This window comes from Rothia sp. HMSC069C04, from assembly GCF_001812895.1.
In the GTDB taxonomy this organism is placed as follows: Bacteria; Actinomycetota; Actinomycetes; order Actinomycetales; family Micrococcaceae; genus Rothia.
This window is the reverse complement of sequence record NZ_KV810725.1, coordinates 18,918-37,240: the sequence shown is the minus strand read 5'-3', so window position 1 is coordinate 37,240 and position 18,323 is coordinate 18,918. Positions and strand designations below refer to the sequence as shown.

The following is an 18,323-nucleotide window of genomic DNA, read 5'->3' as shown; positions in this document are numbered from 1 at the left end:
AACGTTCTTATCAGCCCCGTTCTCAAAGGTTCCCACCCCATGTCTGCCATCCCTCGCACGAGCATCATTATGCCGGTCTACAACACCGCCTCCACTGTCATTACGGCGATTAAGTCGGTGCTGGCGCAGACCGACCCCAATTTTGAGCTTCTGGTCATGATTGACGGCTCCCCGGATGATTCGGCGCAGCTGATTACCGAGTACCTGCAGCAGAACCCGGATGAGCGTGTGCGCGTGTTCAATAACCCTGAGAACCAGGGTCCTTCCGCGGTGCGTAATCAGGGCCTGGATGAGGCGCGCGGCGCGTGGGTGGCGTTCCTCGATTCCGACGACATTCTCTACCCGACCTTCCTGGAACGCCTGCACTACCACGCGGAGCGTACCGGCGCGCAGGTGGTCAATTGCGCCCACAATATGGTGGCGGCCGACGGTTCGATTACGCAGCGTCTGAAGGGCACCCCCGGCATACTGACCGGTCAGGAGGCGGCGTTCGCCCTGCTCAAGGATGAGCTGTCCCCCTACCCTTGGGATAAACTCATTGACCGTTCCCTGCTGGAGGGCATCTACTTCCCGGCAGATATTCGCCGCGCCGAGGATGAGTGCGTCATCCTGGACTGCTACCTGCGAGCGCAGAGCGTGACCGTCATTGATGAGCCGCTGTACGCCTACGCGGTGAGCGCGGCAAGCCTGACGTGGAGCCGTATCACTCCCCTGGATGAGACGCGCCGCCTGCTGGAATATTTTGAGAAGTCTCTGCAGCGTACGAGCACGTATCATCTGCCTGCCGGTCAGGAGGCGCTGACGATTGCTCGTGTTCTTGCGTACCTGAATAATGCGCAGCAGGCGCTGATTGTGGGCGGCGAGAGCGCATCGGCGGTGTTGGCGGGTTGCCGTGCCGGTTTTACGGTGCGCGATGCGCTGCTTGCGTTGCGCATCCGCCCGGTGTTTGGTGCCGCCGGCCTGCTGTTGAAGACCAGCACGGCGCTGTACCGTCTGCTGTACGGTGCGTACGTTAAGCGGGTCTATAACCTTTAGATTTCGGGTGCGTGCACCCATGTTTCGTCACACTCACACACATTGATTGGAGTGGATTTTCATGTCCTCCAAACCTGCATCGGCGCGGGTGGCGTCCCCTGTGGAGGCTAAGCCTGAGTCCCCGGCCGAATCCCGAGCTGAGTCTCAGGCGGCTTCCGCACCTGCCGCGAGCCGCCCTAGACCTGCGCGAAAGGTGTACCTGGATCTTATTAATGTTCTCGCCATTATCTTCGTGGTGGCGCTGCACGTGCGGTTCAACTACCGGGTGGATTATGATTCGCCCGGTTGGGTTCTCGAGAACATTCTTTCGGGTACCGCGGTTGCCGCGGTGCCGCTTTTCTTCATGGCCTCGGGTATTACCCTGCTGAATTTCACGAACCGTGAGAGTGTCGGCACGTTCTATAAGAAGCGTTTCACGAAGATTCTGATTCCGCTGCTGGTGTGGGGTCAGGTGTATCTCTTTGCACGCAGCTGGTTTATGCACACTCCCCTGCCTACGGGTGAGGAGATTCTGGCGGTACTGCTGGCACCGAACAAGGTGGGTGTGACCCTCTGGTATTTGGAGGCACTCATCGGTGTGTACCTGGTGTTGCCGATCTTCTCGTACGCCCTGCGCGGTGCCGGTGAGAAGAAGGTGCAGCTGGCGTGGCTGATGGCTGCTCTGGGTCTGCTGATGCCCATTGCAACTGCTTCTCTGCAGAAGATTAATCCGCAGTTTATGCCGGAGTTCTCTGCACCCATTGTGGGGTATGTGGGCTTCTGCTTCTTAGGTTATGCGCTGGCGAATACGGAGTTCAGCCTGCCGTGGCGTCTGGTCATCTATGTGCTGGGTATTGCCGGTTCCCTGACGCATATTCTGGTGGGCCCGTACCTGGTGCTGAACCACCCGGGTCTGGGCGGTTTGGCGACCGAGTACCTGTCTGTTCCGACGATTTTCTGGGCTTCGGCGGTTTTTGTATTCTTCAAGTCTCTGCCGCTGAATCGTCTGCCGGAGGCGGTTCAGACGGGTCTGCGTAAGCTGTCAGCTCTGACTTTTGGTGTGTACCTGATTCACCTGCTGATTATTCAGGGCCTCGCCGCCTACGGTTGGCCGCTGGTGGATTATCGTCTGGAGGCACCCTACGCGCTGCTGGTGTGGGCTTCTTCGCTGATTTTGGTGTGGCTGCTGCGCTGGATTCCGCCGGTTCGTAAGTGGCTGATTCCCTAGCGGTGAGCCGCCTACCGGGTAAACCTATGGGAGGGGCGCGTACGTGATGTACGTGCCCCTCCCATAGGTTTTTAAGCAGAGGTTTTTAAGCTACTCGGCGTGAGCTTCTTCCGCGCGGGATGCCAAAGCCACGCCCACCATGTGCACCACGAAGCCGCAGACCGGGCCGACCGCCAACGCCACGATAGCGCGCGGCACCAGCGGCGCGGGGATCAGGAACGCCAAGCTCAAGGTCACCGCCGCGGCAACCACCCAGCCGGCGAGGTAGATGCGGTGCTGGTTCACCGCGAGCGCCATATTGCCCGAGAGGGTCATGAGCGCCAGCAGTGCCGAGGCGAAGACCAGCGCACCCAGGGTGATGCCGGAGGCTGCCGCCTCGTACGCGGACTCTGCACCTGCGGCGGGCGGGTAAATCAGGCGGAACAGCAGCGGACCCACCAGGTACGCCGCCAACGCGCCCGCAGCGCCCACAGCCACCACTGCGGCGGCAGGCTTAATGAACGCCGCTACGGGGCGGTGGCGCTGCTTCAAGAAAGCAGAAACCGCCACACCCTGGAACGCCTGCAGGGGAATCATAATCGGCGAACGGGTAATGGAAATCGCCAGGATCAGGGTGCCCAGCACGACTGGCTCGCTCTCCGCGGCACCGCTCGCCTTCAGCACATTCGGGAAACCCATCATCAGCACCGCCGCGGCGGCAGAGGACAGGAACGACCAGAGGATATTGGTCGTCAGGCGACCCGCAGGCACATCGGCGCGGGCAACCCACAGGCGGCGACCCGAGACAGTCACGAACGCCAGGATAAGCCACAGACCCATCGGCACGACGGTTGCCACCTCAAGACCGGCAAGGGAAGGAATCATGAGCGCAGCCGCAAACATGAGGATGAGGCGCCCGGCAGATTCCAGACCGCCCACCGCCGCAAAAAGATACCAGCGGTCCTCACCGGCGGTCACACCGCTGATGGTCGCCTGTAGGGCGTAGAGGAACACGCCCACCGCCATGACGGCCACGCCCACTGCCGCCGAGTGCGGAATCTGCTGAGCCGCCCACAGCGGGGAGCTCACCAGCACCAACGCACCGGCGATAGCACCCAGAGCCGCGGTCACCGTAACCACGCGAGCGCCCTGCGGCGCGGAACCCTCAGCAGATGTAGCCCCGCCGGATGCAGCCCCGCCGGATGCAGCCCTGTCAGCTACAGCACGGGTGCGTGCCGTACCCACCGCGCGCGTAATCTCCGGCTGAATGCCCGTAATAATGCCGGTCACCGTGAAAAGCGCCGCCCAAAACAGCAGGAACTCCGTCAGCTCCGAACCATTCAGGGCACGCTGAGCAATCATCGTCACCACCAGCGTGGAGACCGCCGCCAACAGGGACGAACCCAAAAGCGCCAGGGACTGGTAGCGGGTGACCGTGCCCGAAGGCTGAGCCTCAACGGCGTCCTGGGCTCCTACAGTATCTTGGGCTTCCACGGTGTCCTCCTCGTTCCTAGCCGCCAACACTAGCCGCTAACACAGACCATCATTACATACGCAGATGCGCCGCACATCCACCGCAGGATGTACGACGCACCGCACACAAATATAGGTTTACTTCACCACATGCTCGGCAAGGTTCTTAACACCCTGCCACTTCTTCGCCAGGGCTGCCTTCGGCAGCAGAGTCAGCGCGTGAGCACGCGAAGAGAAGCGAATACGAGCCACGCGAGCAGCCTTCGTCCAACCCAGGGCAGCCATCTCATCAGCAATAGTGTTCATGTAGCGGCGCTCCTCATCAAAGCGGGTGCCCTCCAGAGCACGCCAAGACGAGTCAGAACCACCGTGACGACGGTACATGAACGCAACCTGCGGATCATAGTACAGGGAGCCGCCGCGCATCGTAATGTCCAGAATCAGCGCCATATCCTGCACAACATTCAGGCCCTCACGGAAGCCAGTGCCCACAATAGCGTCCTTACGCCAGCCCAAGGACGGGAAGTAGAACCACGCGCCGCGCAGCAGGGAGGTAGCCAGCTCCTCACCCTGCAGAACAGCCTCACCCTTGGGGCGGTAGAACGCCTTAGTCTGCTCCACCAGGGTGTTCGACAGGCCGTTGTTCTCATCAATCACAACCACGCCAGGCTGGAAAATGGATGCCTCGGGGTGCTTCGCCGCCGAATCCACCAGCCACTGCACATAGTTGGGGAGCATGACATCATCAGCACCCATGACGGTGACCAGGTCATTCTCTACAAAAGTCAAGCACTTGCGGTAATTACCGTTCGCGCCCAAGTTCTTCTCATTACGCATGTAGGTGATGCGCTCATCCTTCAGCGACTCGAACCATCCGGGAATCGAGTCGTCCGGGTAGCCGTCATCGACAACAATCAGGCGCCAGTCCGGGTTGGTCTGACCGACCACGGACAGCACAGCCTGCTTCATCATGGCAACGTCGCCGTAGTAGGGGAACAGAATATCAACGGTCATGAGGTATTACTCCAAGCTCAAACGTGTAGAAACGTATAAAAATCAGGGGCTTTAGGGCTTCTTCTGCTCTCGCTCCGTAGCGCGGGAAGCGCCCTGCGGCTGACGCTGAAGAGCCTTCATAATCGCAACTTCTTCAGCGAGGGTACGCATATCATCCGTAATCTTCGAGATAGCCAGGGTCAAGTGCAAGCTAATACCCATCAGCATAATAATCGCCAGTAGGAACAGCAGGTTGACCGGGGTCTCAATACCCACCAGACGCGAGAGGGAATCCAAAAGCTTCGGGAAAAGCGCCAACACAATCATGATGACGCCAACAATAAGCCACAGTGCGGCGTACTTTTCCTTCATCTTCTGGTTGCGTACCTGCGCCAGAACGAGAACCTCCATCACCACCACGATGAGAAGGAAGAAAATATTTGCACTCATTTACTTAGACCCCACATTCGTTTTCTGGCGAGTCATCGACATGCCAAACGAGAAGAAAGAACGAACCAGGTACACCGCAGACTTCCACGGGCTTGAAGAAGGAGTACCGCCCTGACGCTCACGCATCTCAACCGGCACCTGTTTTACAGTCAAGCCAGAACGAATCGCCATCACGCAGGCGTCGATACAGTCACCCAGATACTCAGCAGGTAGATGCTCGCAATACTGCTCAATCGCCTTGCGGTCTGCCGCACGGAAGCCGGAGGTGGCGTCGGTGAACTTCTCGCCTGAAATCATCGTAAACATACGGGCCAGAACCACCATCGCCCACTTACGCGGACCAGACACCTTATAGTTCGTCGCCTCAGCAAAGCGGGAACCAATCGAAATGTTGACGTCCTCCAGGCCAGCAAGCACAGTGCGGATACCCTTCGGGTCATGCTGGCCATCAGCATCAACCTGAATCGCGCAATCATATCCAGCTTGGCGAGCATACTTGTAACCGGTGCGCAAAGCGCCACCGATACCCATGTTGTAGGGAAGATCAATCACGAAAGCGCCGGTAGCGCGCGCAATCTCAGAGGTGCGGTCGGTGGATCCATCATTGACGACCACCAGATCGACCTCAGGCATCATGCGGAAAAGTTCTTCAATTGTGCCCCCAATAACTTCCTCTTCATTCCACGCGGGCATAATGATGAGGGGTCGAGGGGTCTGCTTAAAAGTCTCTGATTCCATGCGGTGCTATCTCTTGTGTATATGGCATACGGAAGCTAGTATGCACACAAAGGCATACCGGTTTTACATCTTATCAGCACTCTCTTAACGACGCTCGAAGTAGCACCGCGGGGGTGGTCTAGTCTCCACGCCACCCCCGCAATACTTCAGGCAGCCCAAAAGTGCCAGATACTAGTTATTATCGCAAGCGCTAATGCGATACAGAGTCATCGGACCCGAGGAGTACACCGGGGTCAGAACGTCCGTATCAATAGCAGCCACGAGGCCGTCGTAGTTTTTCTTTGCGTCTGGGCCGAAGTTCAACTGGTTCTCCAGGTGAACGTACCAGTGGGCCTTGTACTTGTTCACCTCGCGGCATACCTCCGGATTTGTACGAGCGTCCTTGAGGTTGTGCATAATTGCCGAGTACTTGGGTGAGGTCTCAAACTCGAAGTGGTATCCCGTCAGGTGACGATCTGCCAGCGCGTAAATATAGGCGCTACCGTCCCAGGGGTTGTTCACGATCACATCGCCCTTCGGCACGATCTTCGGGATCTCGTTAATGACGTTCATCTCGTCCTGATTCAGCACCACAGAGGTCGGGGTCACTCGGTATTCCTGCGATACCGCCAGAGTTGTCTCCTGCACCGAGGGTACACGCGAAGAAAGACCAGCAACTACCAGTACCAGAACCATCGCAACGCCCATGCCGACGGTCGCAACCTTCAATCGTGCCGGGCGCGGCGCGCGGCGCGCAACCCAGGTAAGCAGACCTTCCACGAAGCCGCCCAAGCCGATACCAGCCAGAATCACCGAGGGGAATACCACCAGAGCCGCCAGACGGAAGTGATCTGTGTACCAGGGGCCCACCATCAGCAGACGGAACTCGCCGCGCGGCACCGAGGCGGATACAATCCATAGGTAACCAATCAGCACCCAGCTGGCAATCAGCCACAGGTTACGGCGCTTGTACAGTAGGTACCCCGCGCCCCACAGAGCCAGGAAACCGGCCAGATACGAGGGGTTGAATGTATCTCTCAACTGATTGGCGTTCTCCAAGCCCAGGAAGAGGAACTGGTAGAGCGCCTCACCCTCGGTGAGCATAGGCTCCCACGTGTTGCTGGCAGATGCGCCGGGACGCAGGAACCACCAGGCACCCACACACCCAAGAATTACCAGCCCGAGTAGAGCGGATCCCACCCACTTCTGGCGAGAGGTCAGCTCGCGTGAGCGCACTACCCACGCCACCCCGGCCAGCACCAGCGGCAGAGCAAAGACCACAGCAGACACCACCGCGTTCGGATGCACAAGCGCTAGACCCGCGACACCCACCAGGGCGGCAAGACACAGGGAAAGCAGAGCTGCGTACTCGCCGCGCACCATCACCTGCACCAGGCATACCATGAGTGCCACAAATGATGGCACCAGAGCGTAACCCAGCAGATTCGGGAAGAGCACACCCCAGCGCAACAACAGACCGGGGAAGGCGGCAAAACCACAGGTCAGCGCAGGGATTGCCAACGCCTGCAGGCGACGCAGCTTCGGGATGCTCAGGCTTAGCGCCACCAGCGAGCAGGGCCACAAAATGCTGGCAGCCAGTAACACGGTCACGATGGTGGCAGTCGCAATGCTCGTACCCGTAGTGCTATAAATCAGGGACACAAAATCATGCCAACCCGCCGGGTAAAATGCCGGTTGCTGGTCTGCCGCAGATACCGCGCCCAGGGTCAGGCTCGACGCGTCACCGTGCTCCTGAATCCAACGGATTGCATTCATATGGAATGAGTTATCCAGGCTCTGCGAGAACGCCTCAGGTCCGTAGACCATGTCCTCGGTCATGTGCAGCACCAGGAATCCGCCTAAAACAGCACCCACCACCGGCCACGCCACAGGAACATCGTTACCCGGCCACTCTGCGGAGGTCAGAGCGGGCCAGCGGCGACCCACTAGCCACATCAGGCCCGCTGCCGTAGCCACCAACACGACCGCGACCACTACGAAGGAAATCAGGTTCCACGCAATCCCGATCTTACCCAGCACAATTGCCGAGACGGCAATCAGGGCAAAGGACAGGAGCGGAGAGAGGAAGACGCGCAGACGTGCGGGAACACGCAGCGCCCAGCCCATTGCATAGCCGGGGCCAAAAGCCAACACGACCGCAAAAAGTAGCAGCGGAATAGTTGCCAACCAGCTCATTAACCCTCTTCTCCCCACAGTTCACGCACCCGAAAACCCCTCAAATACGGGGAGCGGTGCGCTTTCGCGTACCAAGCAAGGATACCCTAGAGCCCTCATCACCCCCGCGAAACCCCGCGGAATAGAGAGGGACAGCACCCAAAACCGACCGTTCGGAGCCTTTCACGGGGCACCCCGCGGAACATCCCGCAGAACACCTCCGGCAAGCCCCCGAACGGCGAAGAATATGACGTAATATTTCGCGCCCTATGTCATGAAAGGTGCACCTAAGAAACATAGGGCAATAAATAAGGTGTTCAGCACCCATTAGCTTTACTCTGAAACATATCTCCCCTTATACAAAGGGTCGTCCAACGCATACACATCAGGACGAACCCTCAAACGCAGCCGCAGAAGAAAGGGTCGATCATGACCGAAACCATTGCAGCACCGGCACCCCTCGCCGACACCACCGAGCAGTTCAAGCTCGCCTTCGGCCACCAGCCCGCCGGCGTCGCCATCATCACCGCCACCGACGAAAACGGCGACCCCGCAGGCTTCACCGCCTCCTCGCTGACCTCCGTCGCCGCAGAACCGCCCATCATCGCCTTCTCCCTCAAGGCAAACAGCGGCTCCGCAGCAAAGATCGCGGCTGCTTCCTCCTTCCTCGTGCACATGCTCGACGCTGAGAATGTCACCCTCGCGAAGAACTTCGCAACCCACGACTACCCCCGCTTCGACGACCCCAGCACCTGGGAATTCGTCCACACCGGCGAGCCCCTCGTCCACGGCGTACGCCGTGTACTGCGCGCAACCCCGCTCAGCCGCGTTGAGGCAGGCCCCGCACTCGTCTTCACCGCGCAGGTTGAAGAGTTCATCCGCAACGACTGCGAAGGCACCCCGCTGGTCTACCACTCGCGTAACTTCCACGCGCTGGGCGACCACTCGAACGTGAACAACTACAGCATCTAACCCCGCGCAGGGGTCACGGGGCGGTATTCGACGACCATGAGGCGACGAATACCGCCCCGCGGCGTACCCTGAACATAAAAGCGCACAGCATTACATTGCAGAAGGAATAGTTATGACGGCTCAGACCACCCAGCCCGCATCCCTCCCCTGGCTCGAAAAGCTCATCGCGATCCCCACCGTCTCCGGAACCTCCAACCTGGAACTTATTGAGCTCATCGAAGCCGAATTTGCCCGCTACGGCTACAGCGGCGTGCGCACCTACAACGAGGACCGCACCCGCGCCAACCTGCTGGTCACCATCCCCGCCGCTGACGGCACCACCCGAGGCGGCGTTATCCTCTCCGGCCACACGGACGTCGTACCCGTCGCCGGTCAGGCGTGGGACGCCGACCCGTTCACCCTGCGCGTGGAGGGTACCCGCGCCTACGGCCGCGGTGTCTGCGATATGAAGGGCTTCCTCGCCGTCGCGCTCTGGCTGCTGCCGCGCGTTGCCGAGGCGAAGCTGCGCACTCCCCTGCACTTCGCGTTCTCCTACGATGAAGAGATCGGTTGCGTCGGTGCACCCTCCCTCATTGAGGAGTTCGTGGCGCGCGACCTCGCCCCCGACTATGCGATTGTTGGTGAGCCCTCCAGCATGCGCATTATCTCGGCGCACAAGGGTGCGCACCGCGGTCGCATCACCTTCACCGGCGTGCCCAAGCACGGCTCCCTCGCCACCCATGGCGTGAACGCGGTTGCCGCAGCAGGCGAGTTCATCACCTTCTTCACCGACATGGCGGACCAGTGGGAAGATGAAGGCCCCTTCGACGAGTCGTTCATCATTCCCCACTCCACCGGCAGCGTGAACCTGGCAACCGGCGGCCTGCAGTACAACATCGTCGCTGAGCAGGCGGTCGTAGAGTACGATGTGCGTACCCTACCGCAGGTGACCACCGAATCCTTCGTGGAGCGCATTGACCGCGAGCTTTCCGAGGTCATCCTGCCCGACCTGCAGGCGCGCGCCGCACGTGCCGAAAAGCTGACCGGCGCGGAGCCCGGTAGCCTCACCTCCCGCGTGGGTGTGAAGCACGAACTGCTCGCAGCCGTGCCGGGCCTGGGTACCGAGGACGACGCACCCATCGTGCACCTCGCCCACGAGTGGCTGGGCACCAATGACGCACCGCAGAAGGTCACTTACGGCACCGAAGCGGGCCAGTTCCAGCGCGCCGGCGTGCAGAGCATCATTTGCGGCCCCGGCGATATTGCCCAGGCGCACTCCCCGAACGAGTGGATTGAGCTGGAGCAGCTGAGCGAATGCGAGCGCTTCTTCGAGGCGATTCTCGACTGGGCGAGCGCCAAGTAGTAGCCGTGTAGCGGCGTAACAGCCAGTCCACCGCGGTTCGCAAGAGCCGCAGTTAGAGCCGCATAAAAAATTACAGAAACTGCCCGGGTACCCCGTGAGGTGCCCGGGCATTCTATGCTGATGGCAAGTGGTGTGGGCGGGTGCTGATGGCGGGGGTGAGTGTTGGTTTGATCGCGGGTTTATTCGTGAGTTTCTCCATGGGTTCAACCGCGAGTTTATGGAATGAGTCCAAGGTGTGGACTATGACCGATTTTCCCCTCATTCGCCACATTTATTTTTAAACGAAAAACCCGAAAAACCGCTTATGTCTAAGGGTGAAATAACACAAAAGTATTGCCCTTCTAGGGTATTCAGGGTTCCATAGATGCCAAAGGTTAAACACGCCACTCGGGCGGCATAACCCACACAAAACCACACCTCCCTCACGCTCGGCACTGCGCACCCGACCGAATCCCGGTTTACCACCCGCAGTTCACTACCTGAAGGACACCCCGTGTACACCATCAGCCCCTACCTCGCCGAATTCCTCGGCACGCTCATCATGTGCACCATCGGCTGCGGCGTCATCGCCAACGTCGAACTTCGCCGATCCAAAGGCCACGGCGACAACTTCTTCACCATCGCCTTCGGCTGGGGTTTCGCCGTCACCTTCGGCGTCTACGCCTCCCACGCCTACTCCGGCGGCCACCTCAACCCCGCCGTGTCTATCGGCCTGGCAGCGTTCGGCGAGTTCTCCTGGGAGAAGGTCCCCGGCTACATCATCGCCCAGGTACTCGGCGCAATGGTCGGCGCCGGACTGGTCTACCTCAACTACCTGCCGCATTGGAAAGCAACCGCCGACAAGAAGATTAAGCTCGGCGTTTTCGGCACCGTCCCCGCTATTCACAACTACTTCACCAACGCCCTCTCCGAAATGATCGGCACGTTCATGCTGGTCTTCTCGGCACTGTACACCGGCGTGAACTTCAAGCCGTCCATCAGCGGCGGTGTGGAACTCTCTCTCAACCTCAACGACGTGCTCAAGCCCCTCGCCTTCGGCTTCATGGTCACCGTACTCGTCATCGGCCTGGGCGGTCAGACCGGCTACGCCCTGAACCCCGCCCGTGACTTCGGTCCGCGCCTCATGCACGCCCTGCTGCCCATCCACGATAAGGGCTCCTCGCGCTGGTTCTACGCGTGGGTTCCGATCTGCGGCCCGATTGCCGGCGGTTTCATGGGTGGCGCATTCTTCAAGCTCTACTACGAGGGTCAGGTCAGCCCGTGGCTGTTCGTTTCCAGTGCTCTGGCACTTGTGGTTCTGCTCTTCGCGTGGTGGGCTAATAGCCACCTGTACCGCGCACCCAGCTCCGAGGTCATCCCCGAGTTTGAGGACACCCACGCTACCGCGGCGGCACGCGCGGCAACCTACACGCCGACCGGTTCCATGCCGATTCTGCTGCCCGAAGAGGTGAAGGGCAACCGTAGCACCCGCGTCGTCAACCAGGTGATTGAGGACGACTAGTCTTCCCGCCCGAGAACTTCCCTGTCTAGGGTTTCATCTAAAAACGGCGAACCCCTCATTTTCATAACCTGCACAATATCGGTCAGGTTATGAAAATGAGGGGTTCGTTGCGTCTACCTCACGGAAAAGCTTCGGAGGTGATGATGAGAAGTGCACCTTAAAAAGGTCCCAGCTTAGGCTTCAGCGTGGACATCGTTTACCTCCAGCTGCCCAAAGAGAACCTCCATAGGACGCGACCGCACAGTCTGCACGAAGCCATCCTGCGAATTCCAAGCCTCAGGAGATAGCCGCTTCACGTTTACCTCATAGCCAAGCTTCTGCTCAGCATCATCGATAGCCTCATACAGCTTCTGCCGTGAAGGGGAGCCCACAACCAGCACATCAATATCATTCGGCACGTGCCCCGCCACCCCAGAACGACGGCTAGCCCACGAACCATAAATAGCAGCACCCTCAATATTGGAAACGCCCTGCAATGTATCCCGGAGCACCGGAACGGGGCCATACGTTACCAGAATCAACTGACGCATCGCCTGACCCACCGGATTATCAACCTTGGCTTGCACCATACGGGTCCTACCAACATTCTGGACAGTCACCAGACCAGATTGATTTAGACGATTCACCTCTCGGGAAACAGTCGGCAACGATGCACGTGTCGCATCAGCAATCTGTGACACCGTGTATTGCTGCTCAGGGTGAGAGAACAGCAATGCCATCACTTCACCCTGCAGGTCGCTACGCAAGATGGGAAGGAGGCTAGGAGCAGACGTTTTCATAACATGAATTATATCAATCATGTTATGAAAACGTCTGCTAATTTGGAGGGGTACTAGGCCGCGGCGGTAGCCATTGCCAGCGCCCGGTCATGCTTAGCCGCGCGACGCTTCTGAATCGCGCGCACCACCCAGATGCAGACCGCACCGAGAACCGCGCCAGCAGTGTTATTCACAATGTCATCCACATCGAAAGTGCGGTAGGTGAAGCCCGCCAGGCCCCAGTTACCGGTCAACTGGCTCAACTCAATGAAGCTCGACAGCGCGAAGCCACTCAGCGCCGTGGCGCGCAGACCCCAGCGCAGGCAGCCCGCAGTAAAGAAGCCCAAGGGGATAAACATGGCGATATTGAAGAAGAGCTGCGCATACACGGTCGTTGCGAAGCGGCGCAGACCCATGCCGGCAGTCAGATCCCACGCCTGCTGCCAGCTCCAGCCCACATAGAAGCGCGGGTAGTACAGTTCGGGGTTCGTGACGCTATTCGCGCTACCAATCGGAGTCAGCGTCAGCGAAAGAATCGAGGCAAGGAACAACGCGAAAGATGCAGTCAGCAGGTATTGGCGGGTGCTGTGCGCTCGACCGGTCCTCTTGGCACGCAGGCGCATACCAATGAACCCGATGATAGAGAGTGCGACAGTAAGCGCCGCAATCTCGATGGCGAAGGTGCCAATCATGTGTTTACTGAGCAGTTCCTGCATGCCGTGTGTTCCTTAGGTCGTGAGAGTGAGTAATATGCTTTCCACCTGCATATATGCCTGTTCTAACATATATTTCCGATGGTATATAGCGGGTTACCGTTCATGCCCGCCGCATATCGTTCACCACCAGTGTAAAAGACCGCTCTATGGCTCACCCTAGGCGAAACTGTGAAAAAGCTGTACACGCACCCAAACATGCCATGAGAACCACCACAGCCGGTGCCGTCAGTACAAAACATCCGGCGGGAACACCGGCGCAATATACCGACCAAATAGCAACACAAACAGCAACGCACCCGCCAGAGCTGCCACCATCGCACCCACAACCTGCACCAGCCACAGCATCAGAAACTTCACCATCTTACCCTCAGAACGGGCGGTCAGCGCCTCCACCATGGCGGTCGAAAATGTCGTAAACCCACCCAGCAGACCGGTCGTAATCACCGTGCACCAGAACGCCACCTGATCCGTGGCGTTATAGTGCACCCCCAGCGCGCGAGGATTAGACACCGGCATAATCAGCAGGCCGTACAGGAACGAGCCCACCAGGTTAATCACGAACACCGGGCTAATAATCGACGACTCCGTACGCAGGCGAGGCGACATCGCCTTATCCAGGAAGAAGCGGGTCATCGCACCCAAACCGCCGCACAGGAAAACCATCAAAGCGAAAAACATTAGCGGCCCTCCTCAACATCACGGGCGGGCACCAAGCGGGACGCCACAAAACGACCCGTCAGCATGCCGGAGGCCGCGGCCACCAGGCCACCCACCAGCAGCACCAGAATCGCCAGCACCATGTACCCGCCGTGCACCGTGTACGGCAGAAAAATCGTCTGCGCCATGACCGCGGCAATAGACGAATAGGTCGTGTAGCCACCCATCATTCCGGCACCAAAGAGCAGGCGGAATGAGTGAATTCGATCCTCACCATCGCGCGCCGCGTACGCGTTCCATAGAACCGTCAGCAAACCCATGGTGAACGAGCCCAGAAGATTCGCCACCAGTACGCCACCTGGGGTGTGCACGCGGCACAGCGCACCCAAGCCGCCGCCCAAAAAGACAAGAAAAGGGGCAGGTACACGGTTTAGAACGGCCCCTATCCTCTGCCGGATACTCACGCGGTTCCTCATCACCGTGTACCTGCCCTTTCGAGTCGTATTAGTCTTCAGTGTGCGCCGTAGCGCACAAACGCACACTAATACTTTACTCTGACCCGAGCTTGCTACCCGAGTCGGCAGCAGCAGACTCACGCTCGTGCTGAATATTCTCGCTCATCTTCTCACTCAGCGCGGCGCCCTCAACATCCATATTCGGAGTGAGGCGATCCAGCCACTTAGGCATCCACCACGCCTTATCGCCCAGCAGAGCCATAATCGCCGGGGTCAGCGTCATGCGCACAATAAACGCATCCACAAGCACACCGAACGCCAGACCGAAGCCCATCGGGCGGATCATCGTCGAATCAGCGAAAATGAAGCCACCAAACACCGAAATCATGATAATCGCGGCAGCCACCACCACACGCACCGCATGGTTGTAACCGCTCACAATGGCGGTCGCCGCATCCTTGCCGTGCACGTACGCTTCACGCATGCCGGTCACCAAGAACATCTGGTAATCCATCGCAAGACCAAAAAGAATACCGATGAGCAGGGTCGGCAAGAAGGACAGCACCGGACCCGGGTGGTCCACGCCGAAGAGGGAGCTCATGAAGCCCAACTGGTAAATCGACACCACGGCACCGAAGCTCGCCAGCACCGAGAAGAGGAAGCCCACCGAGGCAACCAGCGGAACCATAATCGAACGGAACACCAGGATCAGCACCAGGAAGGACAGGCCCATCACCACACCCAGGTACAGGGGCAGCTTCTGCGCGAGCACCTCGGAGACGTCAATATTGCCGCTGGTCTGACCCGCAATGCCGAGAGACACCTCAGAGCCCTGAACCGGAACGGTCACGGCGCGCAGCTCGTGGACAAGCTCTTCAGTCTCCACGGAGCTTGCACTGTGGGCAGGAATCACCTGGAAAATCATGAGGGTACGGTCATCGGTCATGCCGCCGGGAACCACAGCCTGCACGTTCGCGCCGCCGCGTTCCTTGACCGCAGAGGCGATATCAATCTGTGCCTGCTGAGCCTGCTCCTCACTCATGTTCGAGGGCGTGTGCGCGACCGCAACCAGCGGGGCACTCATACCCTCACCGAACTTGTCCTTGACCAACGCATACGATTTGTACGCGGCGCTATCGGAGGGGTAGTTCGAAGCGTCCGGCAGGCCCAGGCGCATCTGAGACATGGGGGCGGCAACCGCCAGCAGCGCCAGCGTACCGGCCACCAGGGTCAGTAGCGGACGCGCCAGCACGAGGCGCAACCAGCCGTTCGGCTTCTCGGTGCGTTCGGCATCCTGCGCGCGGCGTTCCGCAATCTTCTGCGGGGTATCGATGGAAGCCCACAGCTTTTTCGACATGATCTTGGTACCCGCCAGGGACAGCACCGCCGGGGTGAGAGTCACCGCAATCAGGGCGGCAACAACCACGCAGAACGCGGCGGCATTACCCATCACGCCCAGGAAGGGAATACCGGTCACGTTCAGCGCCACAAGCGCAATAATCACGGTGCTCGCCGCAAAAATCACGGCGTTACCGCTCGTGCCGTTCGCCAGAGCAATCGCCTGGACCTTCGGCATGCCGTCCAGCAGGTTCGTTCGGTAGCGGTTCAGAATGAACAGCGAATAGTCGATACCGACTGCCAGGCCGAGCATCAGGCCCAGGGTGTAGGCGGTGGAGCTCATCTCCACGACGGAGGACAGGGAGAGCGTACCGAGCACACCCACCACCACGCCCACCAGAGACATCAGAATCGGCAGGCCGGCAGCCACGAGGGTGCCGAGCATGACCATGAGCACGATGAAGGCGATGACCATACCCGCAACCTCACCGGTGTGCGAGCCACCACCAATCGCGGATTCACTCAGGTTCGCGTCGAACTGTACGGTCGCCCCGTGCAAGTTCGCCGACTCAATGTCGGACATGACCTTCTGCAATTCGGCGGACGGCACCTCGTAAATCTTCTTCTTAAACGAGACAGTCGCAATCGCCGTGGACTGATCCTCAGAGACCATACGGTAGCCGGAGGTGAAGTCGTAGAGCTTCTGCTGACGCTCCAGCTGCTCACGCTGTGCCGGCAGGTCGTTTTCGGTCTTCTGCAGCTGGTTGCGCTGCTCGTCCAGCTTCTTCTTGCCCTCAGCCAGCTCGTCCTTCTTGGAGGCGATTTCTGCGCGACCCGCGTCAACCTGCTTCTGACTCTCGGCGAGAGTGTCGCGCTGCTGATTGAGCGCGTTCTGCTGCTCGGTCAGCTGCGCCTGCTGGGTGTTGAGCTGCTCCATCATGGCGGCGGGTGAGCCTGCCGCCTCCGCCTGGGCGTAGCCGTCCTTCAGCTGTGCCTGCGCATCGTCCAACTGCTTCTGCGCGTCGTCCAGCTGCTTTCGACCTGCGGTAATCTGCTCCTGCGAGTCGTCGAGCTTCTTCTCGTTGTCGGCAATCTGCTTCATGCCGCCCTCAAGCTGCGAGGTGGCGGCATTCAGCTGCTTTTTGCCGTCCTCGATCTGGGAGGGGGCGGCGTCAATCTTGGCGTGCGCCTCGTCGAGCTGGGTTTTCGCTTCTGCAAGCTTGGAGGTGGTGGTGAACGGGTCGGTGACCGCATCCACGGAGGGCACCTCGCTGGGCAGTGCGCTCAGTGCGGCGGAGAATGCCTGCTTCTGCTCTTCGGTGAGGGCGGTGCCGTCACCGGTCGTGAGAATAATCTGGCCGGAGCCGCGGTTGGCACTGGGGAAGCGTTGGGCGAGCTCGTCGGAGAGCTGCTGGGTCTGCGTTCCGGGCATGGTGAAGGTGTTGCTGAGCTTGCCGTGGAACGCGGTGTAGGCACCCGCTACACCGGCGACGATGAGTACCCAGGTGAGGATGACAGCCCATGCGCGGCGGGCGGCAGCTTCACCGATGCGGTAGAGCCATGTAGCCATGATTCAGTCCTTTGAAGTTAAGTGAGTGAAGAGTTTGGGTGTTGGGTGCGTGTGAATACGGCGTGTGGTTTGCCCTATACGGCGAACGCTGTGTCCTGTTTTTAGACAAAAAACACCCCGCCCCGGGCACCTGCAGATGAGGTGCCCGAAGCGAGAGTGTTTGAGCGTTGACGCTATGGGGCTTAGCTTGCGAATTCGCCCTGGACCAGACGACCCAGGTAGTCGAGTGCTTCGAGGACACACTGGCGCATTGCTTCAATGGCGAGTGCTTCGGGGTGGGTGCCCTCGGGGGCTTCTGCTGCAACCTTGACCGTCATTTCTTCGGCGCGGGTGAGGTAGTAGTAGACGCCTTCACCGATGGTTTCGGCGAGGTTGGAGGCGAAGACTGCCACGCGCAGGTAGGGCAGGTCGGGATATGCCGCGAGGTACCGCTCGAGGAAGATGTCGTAGGTGCGCTCGAGGATGACGTGCGAGTATTCTTCGAACTTCGCGGGGCTGTCCATTTCGAGGGCGTAGAGCAGGTGTGCGAAGGGTGCGATGTACTCTTCGAGGGTGTTGCTCATGAAGACCTTGCGAGCGATGGAGAGCATTTCGGCTTCCATGCTTGCGTTTTCGCCGGAGATGGTGAAGTCGCATTCTTCGAAGATGCGGTTGAAGTACTGGTTCATGCGGGTGATCAGTACGTCGTCTACGGAGGCGAAGTGGTTGAAGATGGTGCGGCGGGAGACGCCTGCGCGTTCTGCGAGCGCTTCTGCGTTGAGGGCGCCGTAGCCGCCCTCGAGGATGAGGGATTCTGCTGCCTCAACGATTGCGATGCGGTTCTCTGCCTTGCGGGCGGAACGCTTGTCCGTGATGTTTGCGGGGGATTCAACAAGATTAGCCATGCTTTTTACAATACGCGCAATGTTTCACCGGGAGTAACTATTTGGGGGTTAGATTCACCACATATTTGCACTCAGGGTAATAAACTTGAAGTGCAGATTTA

16 protein-coding genes are annotated in these 18,323 nt (G+C 59.4%); 5 read left to right on the top strand and 11 right to left on the bottom strand.

Features of this window, described 5'->3' with window-relative positions:
* The first annotated feature begins 39 nt into the window (after positions 1-39).
* A complete protein-coding gene (locus HMPREF2879_RS01900; RefSeq protein WP_070634697.1) occupies positions 40-1,035 on the top strand; it encodes a glycosyltransferase family 2 protein in 996 nt (331 codons plus the stop codon).
* A 61-nt stretch (positions 1,036-1,096) separates the two neighbouring features.
* The gene (locus tag HMPREF2879_RS01895; RefSeq protein WP_070634696.1) at positions 1,097-2,242 is read left to right on the top strand and encodes an acyltransferase; all 1,146 of its coding nucleotides are present in this window, start codon (positions 1,097-1,099) and stop codon (positions 2,240-2,242) included.
* Between the two features lie 90 nt (positions 2,243-2,332).
* Here HMPREF2879_RS01895 and HMPREF2879_RS01890 read toward each other — a convergent pair whose 3' ends face one another.
* The 5 genes from HMPREF2879_RS01890 to HMPREF2879_RS01870 form a co-directional block, all read right to left on the bottom strand.
* Positions 2,333-3,715, bottom strand: coding sequence for a hypothetical protein (locus HMPREF2879_RS01890; protein ID WP_070634695.1), 1,383 nt, complete (start codon positions 3,713-3,715; stop codon positions 2,333-2,335).
* Positions 3,716-3,832: 117 nt separating this feature from the next.
* Positions 3,833-4,708, bottom strand: a complete 876-nt coding sequence (locus HMPREF2879_RS01885) for a glycosyltransferase family 2 protein (RefSeq protein WP_070634694.1) — start codon at positions 4,706-4,708, stop codon at positions 3,833-3,835.
* Positions 4,709-4,759: 51 nt separating this feature from the next.
* Positions 4,760-5,137, bottom strand: coding sequence for a DUF2304 domain-containing protein (locus tag HMPREF2879_RS01880; protein WP_049350241.1), 378 nt, complete (start codon positions 5,135-5,137; stop codon positions 4,760-4,762).
* Positions 5,138-5,875, bottom strand: coding sequence for a glycosyltransferase family 2 protein (locus HMPREF2879_RS01875; protein ID WP_012902671.1), 738 nt, complete (start codon positions 5,873-5,875; stop codon positions 5,138-5,140).
* A 171-nt stretch (positions 5,876-6,046) separates the two neighbouring features.
* Positions 6,047-8,050, bottom strand: a complete 2,004-nt coding sequence (locus HMPREF2879_RS01870) for a DUF6541 family protein (RefSeq protein WP_070634693.1) — start codon at positions 8,048-8,050, stop codon at positions 6,047-6,049.
* Positions 8,051-8,458: 408 nt separating this feature from the next.
* On the opposite strand from HMPREF2879_RS01870, the gene HMPREF2879_RS01865 reads away from it, so the two are divergent.
* The 3 genes from HMPREF2879_RS01865 (at position 8,459) to HMPREF2879_RS01855 (ending at position 11,844) form a co-directional block, all read left to right on the top strand.
* Complete coding sequence (locus HMPREF2879_RS01865; protein WP_049354111.1) at positions 8,459-9,001, top strand: flavin reductase family protein; 543 nt, start codon at positions 8,459-8,461, stop codon at positions 8,999-9,001.
* Between the two features lie 112 nt (positions 9,002-9,113).
* Positions 9,114-10,343: an acetylornithine deacetylase gene (argE, locus tag HMPREF2879_RS01860; RefSeq protein WP_070605250.1), complete on the top strand. Its 1,230-nt coding sequence runs from the start codon at positions 9,114-9,116 to the stop codon at positions 10,341-10,343.
* A gap of 493 nt (positions 10,344-10,836) precedes the next feature.
* Positions 10,837-11,844 (top strand): MIP/aquaporin family protein, encoded by a 1,008-nt coding sequence (locus HMPREF2879_RS01855; protein WP_070599537.1) that lies wholly within the window; start codon positions 10,837-10,839, stop codon positions 11,842-11,844.
* 173 nt (positions 11,845-12,017) lie between these two features.
* Here HMPREF2879_RS01855 and HMPREF2879_RS09290 read toward each other — a convergent pair whose 3' ends face one another.
* The 6 genes from HMPREF2879_RS09290 to HMPREF2879_RS01825 form a co-directional block, all read right to left on the bottom strand.
* Positions 12,018-12,563, bottom strand: coding sequence for an ArsR family transcriptional regulator (locus HMPREF2879_RS09290; RefSeq protein ID WP_168160857.1), 546 nt, complete (start codon positions 12,561-12,563; stop codon positions 12,018-12,020).
* 113 nt (positions 12,564-12,676) lie between these two features.
* Positions 12,677-13,318, bottom strand: coding sequence for a VanZ family protein (locus tag HMPREF2879_RS01845; RefSeq protein ID WP_070634692.1), 642 nt, complete (start codon positions 13,316-13,318; stop codon positions 12,677-12,679).
* A 225-nt stretch (positions 13,319-13,543) separates the two neighbouring features.
* Entirely contained in the window at positions 13,544-13,996 is a 453-nt protein-coding gene (locus HMPREF2879_RS01840; RefSeq protein ID WP_005504159.1) for a fluoride efflux transporter FluC, read from the bottom strand.
* On the bottom strand, positions 13,996-14,451 hold the full coding sequence (locus tag HMPREF2879_RS01835; protein WP_070634691.1) for a fluoride efflux transporter FluC: 456 nt from the start codon (positions 14,449-14,451) through the stop codon (positions 13,996-13,998). The genes HMPREF2879_RS01840 and HMPREF2879_RS01835 overlap by 1 nt, the downstream gene beginning before the upstream one ends.
* 73 nt (positions 14,452-14,524) lie before the next feature.
* Complete coding sequence (locus tag HMPREF2879_RS01830) at positions 14,525-17,338, bottom strand: MMPL family transporter (protein WP_070634690.1); 2,814 nt, start codon at positions 17,336-17,338, stop codon at positions 14,525-14,527.
* A 182-nt stretch (positions 17,339-17,520) separates the two neighbouring features.
* Entirely contained in the window at positions 17,521-18,222 is a 702-nt protein-coding gene (locus HMPREF2879_RS01825) for a TetR/AcrR family transcriptional regulator (protein ID WP_070634689.1), read from the bottom strand.
* Between the last annotated feature and the right edge of the window lie 101 nt (positions 18,223-18,323).

Excerpts from the sequence above, each read along its gene's own strand:
- HMPREF2879_RS01900 (WP_070634697.1), top strand. The coding sequence starts at position 40 with ATGTCTGCCATCCCTCGCACGAGCATCATTATGCCGGTCTACAACACC.
- HMPREF2879_RS01895 (WP_070634696.1), top strand. The coding sequence starts at position 1,097 with ATGTCCTCCAAACCTGCATCGGCGCGGGTGGCGTCCCCTGTGGAGGCT.
- HMPREF2879_RS01885 (WP_070634694.1), bottom strand. The coding sequence starts at position 4,708 with ATGACCGTTGATATTCTGTTCCCCTACTACGGCGACGTTGCCATGATG.
- HMPREF2879_RS01880 (WP_049350241.1), bottom strand. The coding sequence starts at position 5,137 with ATGAGTGCAAATATTTTCTTCCTTCTCATCGTGGTGGTGATGGAGGTT.
- HMPREF2879_RS01875 (WP_012902671.1), bottom strand. The coding sequence starts at position 5,875 with ATGGAATCAGAGACTTTTAAGCAGACCCCTCGACCCCTCATCATTATG.
- HMPREF2879_RS01870 (WP_070634693.1), bottom strand. The coding sequence starts at position 8,050 with ATGAGCTGGTTGGCAACTATTCCGCTGCTACTTTTTGCGGTCGTGTTG.
- HMPREF2879_RS01865 (WP_049354111.1), top strand. The coding sequence starts at position 8,459 with ATGACCGAAACCATTGCAGCACCGGCACCCCTCGCCGACACCACCGAG.
- argE (WP_070605250.1), top strand. The coding sequence starts at position 9,114 with ATGACGGCTCAGACCACCCAGCCCGCATCCCTCCCCTGGCTCGAAAAG.
- HMPREF2879_RS09290 (WP_168160857.1), bottom strand. The coding sequence starts at position 12,563 with ATGGCATTGCTGTTCTCTCACCCTGAGCAGCAATACACGGTGTCACAG.
- HMPREF2879_RS01845 (WP_070634692.1), bottom strand. The coding sequence starts at position 13,318 with ATGCAGGAACTGCTCAGTAAACACATGATTGGCACCTTCGCCATCGAG.
- HMPREF2879_RS01840 (WP_005504159.1), bottom strand. The coding sequence starts at position 13,996 with ATGTTTTTCGCTTTGATGGTTTTCCTGTGCGGCGGTTTGGGTGCGATG.
- HMPREF2879_RS01835 (WP_070634691.1), bottom strand. The coding sequence starts at position 14,451 with ATGAGGAACCGCGTGAGTATCCGGCAGAGGATAGGGGCCGTTCTAAAC.
- HMPREF2879_RS01830 (WP_070634690.1), bottom strand. The coding sequence starts at position 17,338 with ATGGCTACATGGCTCTACCGCATCGGTGAAGCTGCCGCCCGCCGCGCA.
- HMPREF2879_RS01825 (WP_070634689.1), bottom strand. The coding sequence starts at position 18,222 with ATGGCTAATCTTGTTGAATCCCCCGCAAACATCACGGACAAGCGTTCC.